A 20,244-nucleotide genomic window follows, 5' to 3' on the forward strand; every position below is an offset into this window, starting at 1 on the left:
GGCGCACGAAAGAACGGCGCCGCTCCCCGGAGGGGGAGCGGCGCCGTTCTTCGCCGGTCGAGGTCTAGGCCCCGGCGCGGGACTGGTCGCCCATGTCCTCGAGCTCCATGCCCTTGGTCTCGGGCACCTTGGTGAACACGAAGAAGAAGCTCAGTGCCGCGAACGCCGCGTACATCAGGTACGGCACGCTGGCGCCGAACGCGGACAGCAGCGGCGGGAACGTCAGGGTGATGGCGAAGTTGGCGATCCACTGCATGGCCGCGGCGACGCCGAGGGCGGCGGCACGGATGCGGTTGGGGAACATCTCGCCCAGCAGCACCCACACGAGCGGGCCCCAGGAGGCGCCGAAGAAGACGACGAACGCGTTGGCGCAGATCAGCGCGATGACGCCCCACGGGCCGCTCAGCGAGATGTCCTCGCCCGTCCCGGTCGCCTGCGTGAACGCCAGGGCCATGAGGCCGAGCGACACGGTCATCCCGGCCGAGCCGATGAGCAGCAGCGGACGGCGGCCCACCTTGTCGATGAGCGCGATGGCGATGAAGGTGACGGCGACGTTCGTGATCGACGTGATGGTGGAGACCAGGAAGGCCTGGCTCTCGTCGAACCCGACGGCCTGCCACAGGGTGCTCGAGTAGTAGAAGATCACGTTGATGCCGACGAACTGCTGGAAGACCGACAGCAGGATGCCCACCCAGACGATCGGCTTGAGGCCCAGCGCGCTGCCCCGGAGCGAGCCCTCGGAGGCGTTGGCCTCGTCGATCACGATGCTCCGGTGGATCTGGGCGAGGCGGTCGTCGACGTCCTCGTCGGGCCCGAGGACGCTGGCCAGGACGGCCCGCGCCTCGTCGTCGCGCCCCTTCGCGGCGAGGTATCGCGGCGACTCGGGGATGCGCAGGGCAAGGATGCCGTAGACGGCGGCCGGGACGACGGCGACGAGGAACATCCACCGCCAGGCCTCCCAGCCGAGCCACAGGACGTTGGCGGCGCCGCCGGCCGACTCCGCGAGGATCTGGTCGGAGAGCAGGGCCGCGAAGATACCGACGGTGATCGCGAGCTGCTGCAGCGAGCCGAGGCGGCCGCGCATCGCGGCCGGTGCGATCTCGGCGATGTACGCGGGCGCGATGACCGACGCGATGCCGATGCCGACGCCGGCCATGAACCGCCAGACGGCGAGGTCCCAGGCGGAGAACGCGATCGCGGAGAGGATCGACGACACGAAGAACAGGACGGCGCCGAGCACCATGACGTGGGTGCGGCCCCAGCGGTCGGCCAGGCGCCCCCCGGCCCAGGCGCCGAGCGCGCAGCCCAGCAGCGCGACGGCCACCACGAGGCCGGTGACGGAGGGGTCGAGCGAGAACTGACCTTCGATGGCGTTCACGGCGCCGTTGATCACGGAGCTGTCGAAGCCGAACAGGAAGCCGCCCACCGCGGCGGCGAAGGCGAGGGCCGTTGCCTTGCGGTGGGCCGATTGCGCGGAGGCGTTCGGTGCCGTGTGACCAGTGCTCATGCTGCGATGCTAAGTCGCCGGATGCCAAGTCGCCCCCCGGGGCGGTCGCGCGCGGAGAGCTCCTCCGGGGGGTCCGTTCAGGTGAGGAACGGCCAGAGCGCCCAGGTCGCCAGGGCGGCCACGAGGGCGGCGGCGGGGATGGTGAGGACCCAGGCGACGGCGATGTTCTTGGCCACGCCCCAGCGCACGGCGGAGAGCCTGCGGGTGGCGCCCACGCCCATGATCGCGGACGTGATCGTGTGGGTCGTGGAGACCGGGGCGTGCAGCACGAACGCGTTGACGTACAGCACGAGCGCCGAGACCGACTCGGCCACGAAGCCGCGTGCCGGGTCGAGCTCGATGATCTTGCGGCCGAGCGTGCGCATGATGCGCCAGCCGCCCGAGTACGTGCCCGCGGAGATGGCGGCCGCCGCGCACAGCTTGACCCAGAGCGGGATGCCCGTGTCCGGGTTGGCCCAGCCGACGGTCAGCAGCGCGAGGTAGATGACGCCCATCGTCTTCTGCGCGTCCTGCAGGCCGTGGCCCAGCGCCATCGCGGCGGCCGAGGCGGTCTGCGCGATCCGGAAGCGTCGGTGCGTCTTGGCCGGCGCCGCGCTGCGGAAGATCCACAGCACCGCGATCATCACGGCGAAGGCCAGGCCGAAGCCCACCAGCGGCGAGATGACCATGGGGAGCACGACCTTGTCCACGATCGCGGACCAGTAGACGCTCATGCCGCCCGCGAGCCCGGCCCCGACCAGCCCGCCGATGAGGGCGTGGGTGGACGACGACGGCAGCCCGAACCACCAGGTGATGAGGTTCCAGGTGATCGCGCCGAGCAGCGCGCACAGCACCACGGCGAGCTCCGCGTGCGTGCTCGCGCCCGTGAGGTCGACGATCGAGGTGGCGATCGTCTCCGCGACCTCCGTGCCCAGCAGGGCGCCCGCGAAGTTCATGGTCGCCGCCATGAGGAGCGCGACGCGCGGCGTCAGGGCCCGGGTCGAGACCGACGTGGCGATCGCGTTCGCGGCGTCGTGGAAGCCGTTCGTGTAGTCGAAGCTCAGCGCGAGCGCGACCACGAGGACGACGAGGGCGACCTCCAACTCAGGACTCCTTGAGGGCGATGGTCTCGACCATGTTCGCCACCTTCTCGAAGCTGTCCGCGGCGTTCTCGAGAACCTCCACGATCTCCTTCAGCTTCATGAGCTGGACCGGGTCGCCGGCCAGGTCGTCGAAGAGCTGGGCGATGAGCTTGCGGTGGAGCTTGTCCGCCTGGTTCTCCAGGCGGTTCACCTCGACCCAGTAGTCGGCGAGCTTGTCCATCGAGCGCAGGCGGGGCATGGCCTCGGCCGTGAGCTCCGCGCACCGCTGCAGCACCTGGACCTGGTCGGAGACGCGGTCCGGCAGGCCCTCGACCTTGTACAGGACGATCAGGTCGGCGGCCTCGTCCATCTCGTCCATGCAGTCGTCCAGGGCCGAGGCAAGGCTGGAGATGTCCTCGCGGTCGAACGGCGTCACGAAGGTCTGGTTGAGCCGCCGCATGATCGAGTGCGTGGCGTCGTCGGCGAGATGCTCGACGTCGTGCATCTCGTCGGCCAGCTTTTCGCGGCCCGCCTTGTCCGCACCGAGCAGCTCCGCCAACAGGGACGAGCCCCGGACGAGGTGCTGGGCCAGGGCGGCGAGTAGGTCGAAGTACGTGGTGTCGCGCGGAGTAAGGCGCACGAGGGCTCCCGTTCTGAGGGCTCTGGAACCTGCTCAGCGTAGAGCCGTTGCCGACTATCGCCAATTTGCAAGGTCATGCTTTGGCGACTCGTGACACACGGCACAGCGTCGGTGCCCAGGCGCCGCGGCAGGAGCCGTGGGCCGGGCGGCGGGGAGAGTTGGGCGACGCCGAACCGGGAGCGCCTCTCGGCGCGGGGCCGCTCGTAGCGGCTTGAGGTGGAGCCCGGGGCTACCGCAGCCCGGCGTCGCATGGACCATCGTAGTCCCGTACGCGGATCTGCCAAGGGGGTCGGACGTCACAGGGCGCGCCCGCGCGGAGGCCTTGACAGCGTGCGGGCCTACTCCAGGGAGCCGGTTCTCCACAGGTCACCGGCTCGTTCCAGCTCTTCCGCCGTGCGCAGCAGCGAGCTGGCGCCCCGGGTCATCCGGGTCGCGCCGGTGGGGTCGGCGACCTCGCGGGAGTCCGCGTCGAAGGCCGCGCCCGTCGAGAGGATCCGGCAGAACGCGCCCGCCCGTTCGAGCGCGACGGCCAGGTCTCCGGTGAAGACGCCGGACAGCACGGCGTCGGCGAGTATCTGCAGGTCACCGGGTTCGGGCGGGCTCGGCACGCCCGCGACGGCCTCCTGGACCGGGGCGGCGTCCACACCGAGTCGATACCTGAGCATGACGGTCGACATGTCCCGCCGCACCCACTCGCGCAGCACGTAGAGGCGCCAGAGCGCTCCGGGCAGGGAGACGGCGGCGGCGTCCGCCCACAGGCCTGCCACGGTGTCGAGGCCCTCGTTCTCGACGAGGTGGATGAGCCGCTCCACCACGGCGGGGTCCTCGGTGGTGCGGGCGCGGTCCACGAGGGCTCTGGCCGTCGCGTGGGCGATCTCGTCGCGCAGGGCAGGGTCCACCTCCCCGGGAAGCGCGTCGGCGTCCCGGGGGTCCAGCATGGCCGGCCGTCTCGGCGGTCGTTGCTCGCTGCTCATGGTGACCGATAGTGCGCCGAAATGAAACGTGTGTCCACCACGATCCTGGTCGATCTGGTCACCAGACCTGGGGACCAACCTTCTCGGTGGCCACGACGCGCGGTCCCGAGGGGGTGTCGGCGACGTGCGCGACGAGCGCCTCGCCGGGTTCCAGGAACGGGTCCTGGCGGGGCAGGCCGTCCGCCACGGCGCCCTCCGCGTGCTGGGCGAGCACGTCCAGCACCGTGGGCAGCACGGGCCGGTGGGTGCAGATCACGGACGACTCGGCGGTCTCCTCCAGCAGCTCGCCCACGGTCGCGGCGACGCGCGACGGCGACCGCTCGTGCTGCGCCTCGGTGAGGTACTCGCTGTAGCTCGGCCGCAGCCCCGCTGCCCGTACGTACGGCTCGATGGTGGTGGCGCAGCGCTCCCAGCGGGAGCTGATGACGTGCTCGACGCCGTAGGCGGCCAGCACCGGGACCAGCGCCGCGGCCTGCCCGTGCCCGAGCGGGGTGAGCGGGCGGTCGCGCTCGCCACCGTGCCAGGAGGTGCGCGACACCGCCCGGCCGTGCCGCGCGATGACGAGCGCGCGGGTGTCCAGCGCGCCCTCGGCCTCGGCGGCGAGCAGGGCGTTCAGCGGGCCGCGGTCGGACGCGCGCGTGAGGCGGCTCACCGCGTCGGCGGCGTCCAGCCACTCCACCGTGTCCACCTCCTCGCGGTCGACCGGGGCCACGGGCGCGCGGGCGGCGAGCCCCGCGGTGTCCCGGCCCCGGCGGGCCCGGCGCGACGCCCAGTAGTGCACCCGCTTCACGCGGCCCTCCGGCGTCAGGTACTGGAGGCCGGGCAGGGGGCGGCCGAGCACGATCTCCTTGCCCGTCTCCTCGGCGACCTCGCGGATCGCGGCGCCCTGGAAGGTCTCGCCGGTCTCCAGCTTGCCCTTGGGCCACGACCAGTCGTCGTAGCGGGGGCGGTGCACCAGCTGCACCTGCACGTTTCCGGCCCGACGGCGCCAGACGACGCCGCCTGCCGTCATCACGACGGGGGTGTGCATCCCCGCCGGCGGCGAGGTCGCCGTCGTCGGCTCGGTACCCACCACCGACCTCCGGCCCGTCACCGGACGGGCTCGAGCCGACGCCGCTGGCGCTGGATCAGGACCGCCTGCAGGTCGCGGAGGCCGTTCCCCTCCGAGCCCGAGGACGGGCGCTCCCAGGTGCCGTCCGGCAGCAGGTGCCAGGATGCCGTCGTGTCCGCCATGGACTCGTCCAGCAGCCCCAGGAGCTCACCGATGTGGGTCGGGTCGGAGATCCGGATCAGGGTCTCGACGCGGCGGTCGAGGTTGCGGTGCATCAGGTCGGCCGACCCGATGAACACCTCGGGTCCGGTCTGGGGCCCCTCGGCGATGGCCGGGCCCACCGAGTTGGCGAACGCGAAGATGCGCGAGTGCTCCAGGAACCGGCCCAGGATGGACCGCACCCGGATGTTCTCGCTCAGCCCCGGAACGCCCACGCGGACGGCGCAGATGCCGCGCACCACCAGGTCGATCTTCACGCCGGCCTGGGAGGCGCGGTACAGGGCGTCGATCACCGTCTCGTCGACCACCGAGTTGATCTTCATCTTGACCCACGCCTCGTGGCCCGCACGGGCGGCGGCCGCCTCGCGCTCGATGCGCTCGACCAGGCCGGAGCGGACGGCACGGGGCGCCACGAGGAGCCGGTGGAACGTCGACTTCGGCGCGTACCCGGAGAGCTGGTTGAACAGGCGCGTCAGGTCCTGGCCCACGTCGGGGTCGCAGGTCAGCAGGCCGTGGTCCGTGTACAGGCGCGCCGTCTTGGGGTGGTAGTTGCCCGTGCCCACGTGGCAGTAGCGCAGCAGGGAGCCGTCGGGCTCCTGGCGCACCACGAGCGACAGCTTGCAGTGCGTCTTGAGGCCCACGATCCCGTAGACCACGTGCACGCCCGCCTCCTCGAGCTTGCGCGCCCAGGAGATGTTGGCCTCCTCGTCGAACCGGGCCTTGATCTCGACCAGCGCGAGCACCTGCTTGCCGGCCTCGGCGGCGTCGATCAGCGCGTCCACGATGGGCGAGTCGCCCGACGTCCGGTACAGGGTCTGCTTGATCGCCAGCACGTTCGGGTCGGCCGCGGCCTGCTCCAGGAACGTCTGCACGCTCGTGGAGAAGCTGTCGTACGGGTGGTGCAGCAGGATGTCACGGCGCCGGATCGCGGCGAAGACGTCGGTCGGCTTGGAGCTCTCCACCTCTGCGAGGTGCCGGTGCGTGGACGGCACGAACGGCGGGTAGTGCAGAGAGGTCAGGTCGAGGTCCGCGATGAGGTTGAGGCCCGTGAGGTCCAGCAGCGCGGGCAGCTCGTAGACCTCCTCCTCCTTGACGCCCAGCTCCCGGACGATCAGGTCCCGGATGCGCGGGCTGATGTCCTTGGCGATCTCGAGGCGCACCGGCGGGCCGAACCGGCGCCGCAGGAGCTCCTTCTCCATCGCCTGGAGCAGGTTCTCGGCGTCGTCCTCCTCGACGTCCACGTCCTCGTTGCGGGTGACGCGGAACGTGTGGCTGTCCCGCACCTCCATCCCGGGGAACAGGTAGTCGAGGTGCTGGGCGATGACCTCCTCCAGCGGTACGAACGAGAGCGGGCCGCGCTGCGGGTCGGCCTTCTTGGTGCCGGGGCGGCGCGGCTTGCCCGACGCGTCGACCGCGATGAAGCGCGGCAGCAGCGGCGGCACCTTGACGCGGGCGAAGTGCTCCTTGCCGGTGGCCGGGTTGGCCACCACGACCGCCAGGTTGAGCGAGAGCCCCGAGATGTAGGGGAACGGGTGCGCCGGGTCCACCGCCAGCGGGGTGAGCACCGGGAAGATCTGCTTGCGGAAGAACTTGTGCAGCCGCTCCTGCTCCTTGGTGTCCAGCTCCTCCCAGTGCACCAGCGTGATGCCCTCGGCGGCCAGGGCCGGCTGCACCTCGTCCTCGAACACCTGCGCGTGCCGGGCCATCAGGGTGTGCGCACCCTCGGAGATCGCCGACAGCGCCTGGCGCGGGCTGAGACCCGAGGCGCTCGTGACCGCGATGCCCGTCGCGATGCGGCGCTGCAGGCCGGCCACGCGCACCATGAAGAACTCGTCCAGGTTGGACGCGAAGATCGCCAGGAACCGCACGCGCTCCAGCAGCGGGATGCGCGGGTCCTCCGCGAGTTCCAGCACCCGCTGGTTGAAAGCGAGCCAGCTCAGCTCCCGGTCCGCGAAGCGGTCGACCGGCAGCGGCTCACCCAGCAGCGGGTCGAGCACGCTCGTGCCGCCGGGATTCTCCGCGATGTGCTCCGCGATGTGCGCGGCCAGGCTCGGGTCCAGGGAGTGCGGCGCCAGGATGTCCTCCGGCTCGCCCGGCTTCGGTGCGGCGGGCCGCACCGCGGCCTGCTTCTGCGGCGCGGGTCGCTGCGCCGGCTTCTCGGTGACCGCGGGCGCGCCGTCGCTCGCCGGGGCGGCCGGCGCCGGAGCGGCCTCGCCGTCGGTCGGTTCAGCGCTTGCCGTACGGGGGCTCTGCTTCATGAATCGGCCATTCTTGTCCCGGGTCCTGGCGGAGCTGGTCGCGACGCTGTCCTTCATGTCGTTCATGGTGTCACCGTTCGGTACACAGTGGGTGACGCTCCCGGAGAGCGTCCGTCACGGGCGGGCATACTGCACGTGTACGGCCGCCCGTGCGAAGCCCGCGCGCTCGTACGTGGCCAGGGCGGCCGCGTTGTCACCCTCCACGTACAGCACGGCGCGCGTGGCCCCGGAACGTGCTAGGTGCGCCAGCCCCACCTCGGTCATCAGCCGGCCGAACCCCTTGCCCTGGTGGTCGGGGTCGACACCCAGGGCGTAGATCTCGCCGTCGCGCGCGCCGTCCGGCTGGCCCGGCTCCGTCTTGGTCCACTGGAACGCGACCGGGTCGGCCTCCGTGCCGTCCTCGGGGACCGTGCCGTCGTCCGGGACCGTGCCGTCGTCCGGGACCAGGAGGAAGAAGCCCGCCGGGTCGAACCACGGCTCGGCCTGCCGGGCGCGCAGGTCGTCGAGCGACATCCGGCCCTGCTCCGGGTGGGTGGCGAAGGCGCGCGCGTTGACCCGGAGCCAGGCGGCGTCGTCGGCCCCGGGGCGGAAGGTGCGCAGGCGATGGCCCGCGGGGGCGGCGGGCGCCTCCGGGACGCCGTCCGCCCCGGCGAGCGGGCGGGCCAGGAAGAGCAGCTCGCGCACCGGCCGCAGGCCCGCCGCCCGCGCGAACTCGCGGGCGGGCTCCAGGTCGCCGTGCGCCCACACGCGCAGCTGCTTGCCGTGCTGGCCGGGCTCGCCCGAGCGCGACGGCAGCGTGGCGTCCCGCTCCGCGGTGCGCAGCAGCACCCGGCCATGACCGTTCCGGCGGTGCTCCGGATGGATCACCAGCTCGGCGCTCGCGGTCTCGCCCGAGCGGTCAATCTGGACGTACCCGATCGTGCTGCCCGCCGTGGTGTGCGCCACGACGTGCGTGATCCACTCCGCGTCCGTGCCGAGGTTGAGCAGGGGCTGTTCGGACAGCGGTGCGACGCCGTCGTGCGCCTCCGCGGCCGCGGCCAGGTCTCGGACGGCCTGCTGGGCGTCGGCGTCGAGCGGGCCGATCTCGATGGGGGCGGCGATTCGCATGGACCCATCTTGCTCCACGGGGCGGGGCGACGTTTCACACGGCCGCGCCGCACCGGACACGCGGCGGAAACAGGCCGCCTCTAGCGTTCCGAATGTTCCTCTGATCAACATTCTCGTTCGGCCGGACCGGCGGAGAGGAGATGCCGTGCACGACGGCACCACGAGGTCGGCGCCTCTCCCCGTCGGTGGTCCCGACGGCGCCGCGCTGCTCGCCGGCGTCCACGTCACCGCCCTGCGCGGCGTGCGCACCGTCGACGGCGAGCTCGTCGACGTCGAGATCGACGCCGGCCGGGTCACCTCCGTGGCGCCCGCCGGACGGTCGCCGTTCCTCGGCGACGACGCAGGTCGGCTCGACGCGACCGGCTGGCTCGCGCTGCCCGCGGCGTCCGAGCCGCACGCGCACCTCGACAAGGCGCTGACCGCGGCGCGCATCCCCGCCGGGACGGGAGAAGACCTGGTGGGCGCGATCGAGCGCTGGCGCGAGATCGCCCCGCACATCGACGGCGCCGACGTGCTCGACCGCGCCCGGGCCGCCGTGGGGCGCTACGTCAGCCGGGGCATCACGACCGTCCGGACCCACGTGGACGCTCCGGCGGAGGGCGACCCGTTGCGCATGCTGGACGCGCTGCTCGCCCTCCGTGAGGAGCTCGCGGGGTCGGTGACGCTCCAGGTCTGCCTGCTCGGCGGGTGGCACACCCCCACCGAGGTCTTCGCGGAGGCCGCCGCCCGCGGCGTGGACGTGCTCGGCGGGTGCCCGCACCTGGCCCCCGACCCCCGCGCGGAGATCACCCGGGTGCTCGACCTGGCCGAGCGCACCGGTCTGCCCGTGGACCTGCACGCCGACGAGCAGACGGCGCTGCCGGACGACGGCGTGCTCGACGTCGAGGTGCTCGCCCGCGAGGTGATCGCGCGCGGCCTGACGCAGCGCGTCACCGCGAGCCACGCCGTGCGGCTCGGTTCGCTGCCGCCGGACCGCCTCGCCCCCGTCGTCGACCTCGTGGCGCGAGCCGGCCTGGGGGTGGTCACGCTCCCGATCACCAACCTCTACCTCCAGGGCCGCGACAGCACGCACCTCGCGCCCCGGGGGCTGACCGCCGTGCGCGCCCTGCTGGACGCGGGGGTCCCCCTGGCCGCGGGGGCGGACAACCTGCGCGACCCCTTCAACCCCGCGGGCAGCGGCGACCCGTTCGAGACGACGTCGCTGCTCATGACCGCGGCGCACCTGTCGGCACGCGAGGCGCTCGACACGGTGACGTCCGGCGCCCGCACCGTGCTCGGCCTCCCCGCCGCCGGCCTGTCGGTCGGCGACCGTGCCGATCTCGTGCTGGTGCCCGACGTGCCGCTCGGCGACGTGCTGGCCGGCGCGACCCTGGCGCGCGTGGTCGTCGCCGGTGGCCGCGTCGTGGCCGACACCCGCGTGCAGACCGCCCTCGCCCTCGGACCGGCCGCCGTCCCGGCCGCCGCCGGGGCCCCGCAACCCGACCAGCTCGTGAGGTGACCCCAGTGAGCACAGTGAGCACGACGACCCCGCGACCCCGGTCCATGACGCGCACCCTGGTGCTCGACGACGTGGCCAAGGCGTTCCCGACCGGCACCGTGGCCCTCGAGGGGGTGAGCCTGACGGTCGCCGCCGGCGAGTTCGTCTCCGTCGTCGGACCCTCCGGGTGCGGCAAGTCCACCCTGCTGCGCCTCGCCTCGGGGCTCGACGAGGTGACCGGCGGCGTCGTCGAGGTGAACGCCACCTCGACGACGTACGTGTTCCAGGAGCCCACGCTCCTGGAGTGGCGCAGCGCGCTGCGCAACGTCGAGCTCGCGGGGGAGCTGCGGGGTGCCGCGAAGGCGGACCGTCGCAAGCGGGCGCAGGAGGCGCTCGACCTCGTCGGGCTGACCGGCTTCGAGAAGCAGCACCCCCGGCAGCTCTCCGGCGGCATGCGGATGCGCGTCTCGATCGCGCGGGCCCTCGTCGCGGAACCCGACCTCGCGCTGTTCGACGAGCCGTTCGGCGCCCTCGACGAGATCACCCGGCTCCGGATGCAGACCGAGCTGCAGAGCCTGTTCGCGCTCAAGGGCTTCGCCGGGCTGTTCATCACGCACTCCGTCTCCGAGGCGGTCTACCTCTCCACCCGGGTGGTCGTGATGAGCGGCCGCCCGGGCCGGGTGGTCGCCGACATCCCCGTCCCCTGGTCCTACCCGCGCCCGCCCCGGCTCCGGTACGAGCCCGAGTTCGCGGCGCTCACCGGCGAGGTCTCGGCGGCCCTCGAGGAGCACTCATGAGCACCACCCCGGCCCGGCCGCGGGCCTCCCGACCGAGCACCACCCGGAGCAGGCTGCTCGCCGCCGGCGCCGCGGCCGGGCCGCTGCTCGCGGCCGTGCTCGGCATCGTCGCCGTCTGGTACGGGGTCACCTACCTCGTACTCACCCCCGAGCGGCGCTTCCTGCTGCCCCCGCTGCACGAGGTGCTCGCGAACACGCTCGGCAACCCGAACGTCATGAACCCCATGTTCGACGCCCTCTGGCAGACCGTCGGGGTGGCGCTGTCCGGGCTGGCGATCGCCGTGGTGCTCGGCATCGGGTACGCCGTCGTCATGGCGCAGGCCGGCTGGGCGGAGAAGATCCTCTACCCGTACGCGGTGATCCTGCAGACCATCCCGATCCTGGCCCTCACGCCCCTGATCGGGATCTGGATGGGCTACGGCTTCAGCGCCCGCATCGTCGTGTGCGTGATCATCGCCCTGTTCCCGATGATCGCGAACACGCTGTTCGGGCTGCAGTCCGCCGGTCCCGCTGCCCACGACCTGTTCACGCTGAACCGCGCGACCCGCGTGCAGCGGCTCCTCAAGCTCCAGTTCCCCGCGGCGCTCCCGTCGATCTTCACCGGCCTGCGCAACGCGGCGGGCCTGAGCGTCATCGGTGCCATCGTCGGCGACTTCTTCTTCCAGCAGGGCTCGCCGGGGATCGGCGGCCTGCTGCGCACCTACACGCTGCGCCTGAACATGGACGCCCTGTTCCTGGCCATCATCCTCACCGCGCTGTTCGGGGTCGCGATGTTCTCCGTCTTCGCAGCGCTGGACCGGGCCGTCATCGGCCGTTGGTACGGCCGCGGCGCCGCCTGAGCGCCGCGCACCCCCTCGTTCCCGCCCTCCACCCCTCAGGAGTCCCCATGCCCTTGTCCCGAGCGCCCTTGTCCCGAGCGCCCTTGTCCCGAGCGCCCCTGTCCCGGACGGCCTTGTCCCGGCCGCGACGCCTCGCGGTCGCCGCCCTGTCCGTCCTCCCGCTCCTCGCCCTGACCGCCTGCGGCACCGGCACCGCCGACGCCCAGGCGGGCGGCACCGGCCAGGTCGACGCGCCGGCGGCGGAGGCGGGCGGGCCCCTCGACCTGTCCGACGTGTGCCCCGCGACCGTCGTCATGCAGCAGGACTGGCAGCCCGAGGCGGAGCACGGGGCGATGTACTCGCTGGTCGGCCCGGACCGCACGGTGGACACCGACGCCAAGTCGGTCACCGGCTCCCTGGTGGCCCAGGGCGTCGACACGGGGGTGGACATCGAGGTGCGGCCCGGCGGGCCGAACGTGAACTTCCAGCCGGTCCCGTCGCTCATGTACCTCGACGACTCGATCCTGCTCGGCGCGGTGACCACCGACGCCCAGATCACCGCGCTGGCCGACAACCCGGTGGTCACCGTCGCCTCGATGCTCACCACCAGCCCGCAGATCGTGATGTGGGACCCGGAGAGCCACGACGGTGCCGAGACGATCAAGGACGCCGCCGCCGACGGCGACCCCGTGGTGTCGTCCGGCGACGTCTTCCCCCGTCTGCTCGCCGCCCAGGGCATCATCGACGACGCGCAGATCGACCTCAGCTACGAGGGCACGCCGCAGCGCTTCGTCTCCGACCCGGCCGTGCTGCAGCAGGGGTTCGCCACGGCCGAGCCGTACATCTACGAGAACGAGATCCCGCAGTGGGGCAAGCCGGTCGGTTACCAGCTCCTCGCCGACGTGGGCTACTCGGTCTACCCGGAGGCGCTCGCGGTGCGCGCCGACAAGGTCGAGGAGAACGCCGACTGCCTGGCCAAGCTCGTGCCGGTCTTGCAGCAGGCCCAGCTCGACTACCTCGACGACCCGCAGGCCACCAACGAGCTGATCGTCGACCTCGTCGACCAGTACCAGACCGGGTGGACCTACTCGCTCGGCGTGGCCGACTTCTCCGTCCAGGCCCAGAAGGACCTCGACCTCGTGGTGGACGACCCGGCCTCCGGGGTGTTCGGCAGGATCGACCCCGACCGCATGACCGAGATCGTCGACACCTTCGCGCCGATCCTCGTGGACGCCGGCCAGATCGAGTCCGCGGACATCGAGCCCGAGTCGCTCTACACCAACGAGTTCACCGACGACACCATCTCGATGGGGAGCTGACGCGCACCGATGACCGACGAGACACCGAACATCGCAGGACGGTCCGCGCTGGCCGCGGCCGAGATCGCCCGCACGCTCGGGCCCGAGCTGGTCTCCGTCGAGGCCGAGCTGCTGCTCAAGGCGTCGTCCGACTGGTCGCGCATGTCGCCGATCCTGCGGGAGAAGGTCCCCGCGGGCCGGTACCTGCCGGACGCCGTGGTGCGCCCGACCACCGCGGACGAGGTGGCGCAGGTGCTGCGCATCGCCTACGAGCACGACGTCCCGGTGACCCCGCGCGGGTCGGGCACGGGCAACTACGGCCAGGCGACGCCGTTCGACGGCGGGCTCGTGCTCGACCTGCGCGGCCTCGACACGATCCGGGTCAACGACTCGGGCACGGTGACCGCGGGCGCGGGCGCGAAGATCAGCGCGATCGACGTGGCGGCCCGGGCCGCCGGGCGGGACATCTGGATCTACCCGTCCACCAAGGGGACGACGATCGGCGGGTTCGTGGGCGGCGGCTCGGCCGGCACGGGGACGATCGAGCACGGGTCCACCTCCGACGGGTTCGTGCTCTCGCTCACCGTCGCCCCGATGGACGGCAGCGGCACCACGTTCACGGTGACCGGCCCCGACGTCCTGCCGTACGTGCACGTCTACGGCGTGACCGGCGTCATCGTGGAGCTGGAGATCGCCACCGACCCCGCCCGCGACTGGGTGGCCGTCTACGCGGCCTTCGACGACTGGGCGTCGCTCACGGGCGTGCACCGCTCGCTGCTCGACCTGCCGGTGCTGCCGCGGCTCGCGTCCGCGGACCCGCCCGCGCTGGTGCCGAGCCTGCCCGCCACCGTGCCGCTCGACCCCGAGCGGTACAGCCTGCGGGTCATCGCCGAGGCCTCGACCGCGGCCGAGGTCGAGGCGCGGGTCGTGGCGGCGGGCGGCGAGGTGGTGGCCAGCCTCGCGGACTACGCGGAGACCGACAAGCTGTCGTCCATGTCGTACAACCACCCCGTCTACCACCTGCAGCAGGCGCACCCCGAGCGCACCTGGTTCCACATGGAGACCGGCGGGCGGGCGCACTGGGAGCGCGAGGACGAGGTCCGGGCGGTCTACCCCGGCGACGTCCACCTGCACCTGGAGCTCATGGGCACCGCCCCGCTGGCCATGGTGGTCGCCGACTACGTCTCCGAGGCCGAGGCGCTCGCCGGGATCGAGCGGCTGGAGGCGCTCGGCCTCGGCGTGCACTCGCCGCACCAGTGGTACGTGGACCGGCACGTCGACCTCGCGCGCGAGACGGCCCGCACCACCGACCCGAAGGCGCTGCTCAACCCGGGCAAGCTCGTGGACGCGCCGCCGGTCGACACCCGCGTCAACATCGGGGTGCGCTGATGGGCGCGGCCCGGGCACCGCGGTTCGCCGACCTGACGTGGCCGGAGATCGAGGCGCTGCCCGACGACACCGTGGCGGTGCTGCCCCTCGGCGCGATCGAGCAGCACGGCCCGCACCTCCCGGTGTCCACGGACCTGGTCACGGCGAGCGAGGCCGCGACGGCGGCGGCTGCGGCCGTGACGGCGTCCGGTGCGGCGTCCGTCGTGCTGCTCGAACCGCTCGCCTACACCAAGTCGGACGAGCATGCCGGTTTCCCCGGCACGATCTGGCTGTCCTGGGACACACTCATGCGCGTGCTGGTGGACGTCGGCCGGTCCGTGGCGGCCTCGGGCATCACCCGGCTGCTGTTCGTCAACGGGCACGGCGGCAACTCCGCGCTCGGCCAGGTCGCCAACCGCGAGCTGCGCCGCCGGTTCGGGCTGCGCACCTTCTTCGCGCACGTCGCGACGCCGCGCGACCAGGGCGGCGCCCCGGCGTCCGGCGCGGAGCACGGGCTGGGCGTGCACGGCGGCCACGGCGAGACCTCGCTCATGCTGCACCTGCGCCCGGAGCTGGTCCGCATGGAGCGCGCCGAGCGGCGCGTGCCGGACGACCTGCTCGCGTACGAGCAGATCGGGTTCGGCCGGCCGACGTCGTTCGGCTGGCTCTCCAGCGACTTCGGCCCCGACGGCCACATCGGCGACCCGACGACGGCGACCGCGGAGGCGGGCAAGGAGCTGTTCGAGCATGCCGTCGAGCACCTCGTGCGCACCTTCGTCGAGGCGTCCCGGTTCACCACCCCGGCAGACGGGGCCGCGGGGCTGACGGCGCGGGACCGCGGGTGAGTGGTACGGGGCTGGCCGTACGGGGTGCGCTCGCGGTGCGTACCGGGCCGGGCGCGGTCGAGGGTGAGCCGGGCGGCGACGTCGTGGTGGGTGTGGACGGCCGGGTGGTGAGCGTGGGGGCCGTCGGGCCTGTGGACGGCGGGCCTGTGGGCGTCGAGGTGCTCGACGCCACCGGCTGCGTCGTCACGCCGGGCCTGGTGAACGCCCACCACCACCTGCTCCAGACGGCCTTCCGGACGCTGCCCGGCACCCGCGGCGTCCCGATGCGCGAGTGGCTCGGCCTGATGGCCGCCGCCTATGCGCGCGCCCGGGTGGACGCGGAGCTGGTGGGCCTCGCCGCGCGCGCGGGGCTCGCCGAGGCGCTGCTCAGCGGCGTCACGACCGTCGCCGACCACCACCTGACCTGGCCCGCGGCACTCTCGGCCGCGGAGACGGTGGATCTCGCGCGGGCGGCGGCCGGGGCGGCCGACGAGCTCGGGGCGCGCCTCGTGCTGGTCCGCGGTTCCGCGGGCGACGACGCCGAGGCGGCGGCGTCGAGCGCCGACGCGATCGCCGCCGCGCTGGTGGGTGACGCGCCCGGCGGCGTGCGGGCCGACGGCCGCGTGCAGGTGGCCGTCGGCCCCGCCGGGGTGCACAGCGACGGCGAGCCGACGTTCCGGCTGCTGGGCGAGGTGGCGGCGCGGCGTGGCCTGCGCCGTCGGACCCAGGCCAACGAGCAGGTCGACGTGGTCGCGGCGCTGGAGCGCTACGGCCGCCGTCCGCTGGACCTGCTGGACGAGTGGGGCTGGCTGGCCCCCGACGTCACGGTCGCGCACCTGTGCGAGGTGACCGACGACGAGATCGCCCGCCTCGCCGCCTCCGGTGTGTCCGCGACGCACGCGCCGGGCTGCGACGTGCCGATGGGCTGGGGCGTGGCACCCGTGGCGCGGCTGCTCGCCGCCGGCATCACCGTGGGCCTCGGTACGAGCGGGGGCGGGTCCAACGACGCCGGCCACCTGCTCGCGGACGCGCGGCTCGCCCTGCAGGTCTCCGCCCTGGTCGGCCGTCAGCTCACGGCGCGCGAGCTGCTGGACGCCGCCGGCGCCGGGTCGGCGGACGGGCTCGGCAGGCCCGAGCTCGGCCGGCTGGAACCCGGCTCGGCCGGGGACCTGTGCGTCTGGGACGTGAGCGGCGTGGCGGATGCCGGGGTGGCCGACCCGGTCGCCGGCCTGCTCTGGGCCGCCCCGGGCCGCAGACCGCGCCACGTCGTGGTCGGCGGACGGGTGGTCGTCCGGGACGGCCGCCTGGTGACGGCGGACGAGCGCGAGGTCGCGCGCGGGCTCAGCCGGCGTCTCTCGGGAGTCGCTGCTTGACGACCAGCAGGCGGTAGGGCTCGCCGTCGGCGCTGGCCCAGCGGTGGCGGGTGCCGCCGCGGTAGAAGGCGGAGTCGCCCGGCCCGGCGCTCTCCAGCGTCCCGTCGAGGTCGAGCAGCACGTGCCCCTCCACGACGTAGGCGAACTCGTCCTCGTCGTGCGCCCAGTACGGACCCGGCTCGCGGGAGGTGCCGGTGTACTCCATCGGGTCGAACGGGCGGTCGCCGGCGGGCGCGAGGGCCCGGACGGTGCCGCCGCCCGCCGAGGCGGCCGATGCGTCGTCGGTCCGGCGCACCACGGGTGTGCCGCCCGCCGCCGGAGCCGTGCCCTCGGTGAGCAGGAGCTGCTGGGTGGTGCCCAGGCGGTCCGCGACGCGGAACAGGGACGACATGCTCAGCCGTGCCCGGCCGCGCTCGACCTGGCTGAGGAACGAGTGCGAGAGGCCGGTCGCCTCGGCGAGCTGGACGAGCGTCAGGCCCTGGGCGTGCCGCAACCCGCGGATCTTCTGACCCAGGCGGCTGACCGATCGATCGAGAGGGTCGGTGGCCTCGTCGATACGTACGTCCATGCCTCGAATGCTAGGGGAAGCGGGCCCTCGGGAAGTGGTGTCGCGGCGCGTTTCGGGGCTCGTCCGCAGCCGTAACAGAACCCGCGCGCCGGAGTGATCCCGGCGAAACATCGGGCACGGAGGATGGAGCTATGTTGATGTCATCAACATCGCCCCTCGATCCCGTCGCCGACGGTTTCCGGGACGCGATGGCCGGGCTGGCGAGCGGCGTGTGCGTGGTGACGACGGCTGCGGGCGGCGTGCTCGCGGGCCTGACGACCACCGCGGTGATGAGCGTGAGCCTGGATCCGCCGCTGGTCGCCGTCGGGGTCGCGCACTCCAGCCGGACGCTCGGGCCGCTGCGGGCGGCACGCCGGTTCGCCGTCCACGTGCTGGCGCACGACGCGCGGGAGGTCGCGGCGGTCTTCGCCTCCAAGGCGCCGGACAAGTTCGCCGGTCTCGCCGTGCGGCCGGGTGAGGGCGGCGTGCCCGTCCTCGTCGAGGACGCGCGGCACGTGCTGGAGTGCGAGACCTGGACCGAGGTCGAGGCCGGCGACCACCTGCTGCTCCTGGGGCGGGTGGTCCGGGTGCACGCCGCCCGGTCCGCCGAGGGGCGCGCCCTGGTGCACTTCGACCGCACGTTCCACGAGGTCGGGCCCGGCGACTGAGCGCGCCGGACGCCGGGGTGGTCGCGCCACCCCGGCGTCCGGGAGCAGGTCAGTCCTCCGCGGACGCCGACGGCGCCGCCAGGCCCGCCGTGATGAGGTCCATCACGGAGGAGTCGGCCAGCGTCGTGGCGTCACCCACCGCGCGGTCCTCGGCGACGTCGCGCAGCAGGCGGCGCATGATCTTGCCGGACCGGGTCTTGGGCAGCTCCGGCACCACGAGGATCTTCTTGGGCTTCGCGATCGGGCCGATCTCCTTGCCCACGTGGTCGCGCAGCTCCTTCTGCACCTCGGCGGCGCCCTCCGGCGTGGAGGCCCGGCCGGCGTGGCTGCCGCGCAGGATCACGAACGCGACGACGGCCTGGCCGGTGGTCTCGTCCGCGGCGCCGACGACGGCGGCCTCCGCCACGATCTCGTGCGACACCAGCGCCGACTCGATCTCGGTGGTGGACAGCCGGTGGCCGGACACGTTCATCACGTCGTCCACGCGCCCGAGCAGCCAGATGTCGCCGTCCTCGTCCTTCTTGGCGCCGTCGCCCGCGAAGTACAGACCGTCGAACCGCGACCAGTACGTGTCCTTGTAGCGCTCCAGGTCGCCCCAGATGCCGCGGAGCATGGACGGCCACGGCTCGGAGAGCACGAGGTAGCCGCCACCGCCGTCGGGCACGGGCTGGGCCTCGTCGTCGACCACGGTCGCGTCGATGCCGGGCAGTGCGACCTGCGCCGAGCCGGGCTTGGTCGCCGTCACGCCGGGCAGCGGGCTGATCATGATGGCGCCCGTCTCGGTCTGCCACCAGGTGTCGACGATCGGCGCCTTGTCGCCGCCGATCACGCGGCGGTACCACATCCACGCCTCGGGGTTGATGGGCTCGCCCACCGAGCCGAGCACGCGCAGGGAGGAGAGGTCGAACCCGCCCGGGATGTCGTCGCCCCACTTCATGCAGGTGCGGATCGCCGTCGGGGCCGTGTAGAGGATCGAGACCTTGTACTTCTCGATCAGCTCCCACCACCGGCCGCGGTGCGGGGTGTCGGGCGTGCCCTCGTACAGGACCTGCGTGGCGCCGTTCACGAGCGGCCCGTAGACCACGTAGGAGTGGCCGGTGACCCAGCCGACGTCGGCGGTGCACCAGTAGACGTCGGTCTCCGGCTTCAGGTCGAACACGTTCTTGTGCGTGTACGCGGCCTGCGTGAGGTAACCGCCGGTGGTGTGCAGGATGCCCTTCGGCTTCCCGGTGGTGCCGCTCGTGTACAGGATGAACAGCGGGTGCTCGGCCTCGACCGCGACCGGCTCGTGCTGGTCGGAGGCCTCGGCCAGCGCCTCGTGCCACCACACGTCCCGGCCCTCGACCCAGTCCACGTCCTGCTCGGTGCGCCGCACGACGAGCACCTTCCGGACCGTGGTCGGGTCGGCGCCCTCCTTGGGGGCCAGGGCCTCGTCGACGGCCGGCTTGAGGGCCGACGGCGCGCCGCGGCGGTAGCCGCCGTCCGCCGTGATCACCAGCGTGGCCTCGGCGTCGGCGATCCGGCTGCGCAGGGCGTCGGCCGAGAAGCCGCCGAAGACCACGGAGTGCGGGGCGCCGATGCGGGCGCAGGCCAGCATCGCGACGACGGACTCGACGAGCATCGGCAGGTAGATGACGACGCGGTCGCCGGTCTGCACGCCCAGGGCCGTCAGCGCGTTCGCCGCGCGGGACACCTCCTGCTGCAGGTCGGCGTACGTGACGGTGCGGGTGTCGCCGGGCTCGCCCTCGAAGTGGATGGCGACGCGGTCGCCGTTGCCGGCCTCGACGTGGCGGTCCACGGCGTTGTACGCGGCGTTCAGCGTGCCGTCGGCGAACCAGCGCGCGACGGGGGCCCCGCTCCAGTCCAGCGTCTCGGTGAACGGCGTCTTCCAGGTCACGAGCTCCCGGGCCTGGCCGGCCCAGAACTCCAGGCGGTCGGCCGACGCCTTCTCGTACAGGTCGGCCTGGGCGTTCGCCTGAGCCGCGAACTCCGCGCTGGGCGGGAAGCTCCGGGTCTCGTGCAGAAGGTTCTCGAGGCTGGGGCTGGATGCCGAGCCCGACGTCGGGTTGGTGTCTGTCACGGTGACCTCCGGTGCGCGTCTTCGCGTTCGTTCGGGCAGGTGTTTGGGGCTGCCTTGACGTTGTCTCTGGTCGGTGAGTGTAGTCCCGGACGGTGACACCCCTCACAACCCGGTGTCACTTCCTGAGACGTCGTGCCGCTGCCCCGGAATTGACCCGGGACCGGCCACGTTACGGCC

Annotated in this window: 17 protein-coding genes; 8 read left to right on the forward strand and 9 right to left on the reverse strand. The window is 73.1% G+C overall.

Annotated elements, in window-relative coordinates:
• Nucleotides 1-64: 64 nt before the first annotated feature.
• The 7 genes from ACH45N_RS02825 to mshD all read right to left on the reverse strand — a co-directional run bounded on the left by ACH45N_RS02825 (nt 65) and on the right by mshD (nt 8,817).
• Nucleotides 65-1,507, reverse strand: a complete 1,443-nt coding sequence (locus tag ACH45N_RS02825; RefSeq protein ID WP_397390939.1) for a sugar porter family MFS transporter — start codon at nt 1,505-1,507, stop codon at nt 65-67.
• 77 nt (nt 1,508-1,584) lie between these two features.
• Nucleotides 1,585-2,589 carry an anion permease gene (locus tag ACH45N_RS02830; RefSeq protein ID WP_397390941.1) on the reverse strand — a complete coding sequence of 335 codons (1,005 nt, stop codon included), beginning with the start codon at nt 2,587-2,589 and terminating at the stop codon, nt 1,585-1,587.
• A 1-nt stretch (nt 2,590) separates the two neighbouring features.
• Nucleotides 2,591-3,208, reverse strand: coding sequence for a DUF47 family protein (locus ACH45N_RS02835; protein WP_182620292.1), 618 nt, complete (start codon nt 3,206-3,208; stop codon nt 2,591-2,593).
• A 338-nt stretch (nt 3,209-3,546) separates the two neighbouring features.
• Complete coding sequence (locus tag ACH45N_RS02840) at nt 3,547-4,146, reverse strand: hypothetical protein (RefSeq protein ID WP_397390943.1); 600 nt, start codon at nt 4,144-4,146, stop codon at nt 3,547-3,549.
• Nucleotides 4,147-4,240: 94 nt separating this feature from the next.
• Nucleotides 4,241-5,257 (reverse strand): NUDIX domain-containing protein, encoded by a 1,017-nt coding sequence (locus tag ACH45N_RS02845; protein ID WP_397390945.1) that lies wholly within the window; start codon nt 5,255-5,257, stop codon nt 4,241-4,243.
• 14 nt (nt 5,258-5,271) lie between these two features.
• Nucleotides 5,272-7,767, reverse strand: coding sequence for an RNA degradosome polyphosphate kinase (locus ACH45N_RS02850; protein ID WP_397393781.1), 2,496 nt, complete (start codon nt 7,765-7,767; stop codon nt 5,272-5,274).
• A 57-nt stretch (nt 7,768-7,824) separates the two neighbouring features.
• Nucleotides 7,825-8,817: a mycothiol synthase gene (mshD, locus tag ACH45N_RS02855; protein WP_397390947.1), complete on the reverse strand. Its 993-nt coding sequence runs from the start codon at nt 8,815-8,817 to the stop codon at nt 7,825-7,827.
• Nucleotides 8,818-8,962: 145 nt separating this feature from the next.
• Between mshD and ACH45N_RS02860 the strand changes: the two genes are divergently transcribed.
• The 7 genes from ACH45N_RS02860 to ACH45N_RS02890 all read left to right on the forward strand — a co-directional run bounded on the left by ACH45N_RS02860 (nt 8,963) and on the right by ACH45N_RS02890 (nt 16,772).
• Complete coding sequence (locus ACH45N_RS02860) at nt 8,963-10,315, forward strand: amidohydrolase family protein (protein ID WP_397390949.1); 1,353 nt, start codon at nt 8,963-8,965, stop codon at nt 10,313-10,315.
• 5 nt (nt 10,316-10,320) lie between these two features.
• Nucleotides 10,321-11,091, forward strand: a complete 771-nt coding sequence (locus ACH45N_RS02865) for an ABC transporter ATP-binding protein (protein WP_397390951.1) — start codon at nt 10,321-10,323, stop codon at nt 11,089-11,091.
• A complete protein-coding gene (locus ACH45N_RS02870) occupies nt 11,088-11,930 on the forward strand; it encodes an ABC transporter permease (RefSeq protein ID WP_397390953.1) in 843 nt (280 codons plus the stop codon). Before ACH45N_RS02865 ends, ACH45N_RS02870 begins: the two co-directional genes overlap by 4 nt.
• A 113-nt stretch (nt 11,931-12,043) precedes the next feature.
• Nucleotides 12,044-13,228, forward strand: a complete 1,185-nt coding sequence (locus tag ACH45N_RS02875; RefSeq protein ID WP_397390955.1) for a hypothetical protein — start codon at nt 12,044-12,046, stop codon at nt 13,226-13,228.
• A 9-nt stretch (nt 13,229-13,237) separates the two neighbouring features.
• Nucleotides 13,238-14,596, forward strand: a complete 1,359-nt coding sequence (locus ACH45N_RS02880; protein ID WP_397390957.1) for an FAD-binding oxidoreductase — start codon at nt 13,238-13,240, stop codon at nt 14,594-14,596.
• Nucleotides 14,596-15,420, forward strand: a complete 825-nt coding sequence (locus ACH45N_RS02885) for a creatininase family protein (RefSeq protein ID WP_397390959.1) — start codon at nt 14,596-14,598, stop codon at nt 15,418-15,420. Before ACH45N_RS02880 ends, ACH45N_RS02885 begins: the two co-directional genes overlap by 1 nt.
• Nucleotides 15,417-16,772: an amidohydrolase family protein gene (locus tag ACH45N_RS02890; RefSeq protein WP_397390961.1), complete on the forward strand. Its 1,356-nt coding sequence runs from the start codon at nt 15,417-15,419 to the stop codon at nt 16,770-16,772. The genes ACH45N_RS02885 and ACH45N_RS02890 overlap by 4 nt, the downstream gene beginning before the upstream one ends.
• On the opposite strand, the gene ACH45N_RS02895 is transcribed toward ACH45N_RS02890, so the two are convergent.
• Nucleotides 16,741-17,340 carry a helix-turn-helix domain-containing protein gene (locus tag ACH45N_RS02895; protein WP_397390963.1) on the reverse strand — a complete coding sequence of 200 codons (600 nt, stop codon included), beginning with the start codon at nt 17,338-17,340 and terminating at the stop codon, nt 16,741-16,743. The genes ACH45N_RS02890 and ACH45N_RS02895 overlap by 32 nt on opposite strands.
• Before the next feature lie 137 nt (nt 17,341-17,477).
• Between ACH45N_RS02895 and ACH45N_RS02900 the strand changes: the two genes are divergently transcribed.
• Nucleotides 17,478-17,987, forward strand: a complete 510-nt coding sequence (locus ACH45N_RS02900; protein ID WP_397390965.1) for a flavin reductase family protein — start codon at nt 17,478-17,480, stop codon at nt 17,985-17,987.
• Between the two features lie 49 nt (nt 17,988-18,036).
• Here ACH45N_RS02900 and acs read toward each other — a convergent pair whose 3' ends face one another.
• On the reverse strand, nt 18,037-20,067 hold the full coding sequence (gene acs, locus ACH45N_RS02905; RefSeq protein ID WP_397390967.1) for an acetate--CoA ligase: 2,031 nt from the start codon (nt 20,065-20,067) through the stop codon (nt 18,037-18,039).
• Between the last annotated feature and the right edge of the window lie 177 nt (nt 20,068-20,244).

Origin of the sequence: Promicromonospora sp. NPDC019610 (genome assembly GCF_044389365.1) — a bacterium.
Taxonomy (GTDB): domain Bacteria; phylum Actinomycetota; class Actinomycetes; order Actinomycetales; family Cellulomonadaceae; genus Promicromonospora.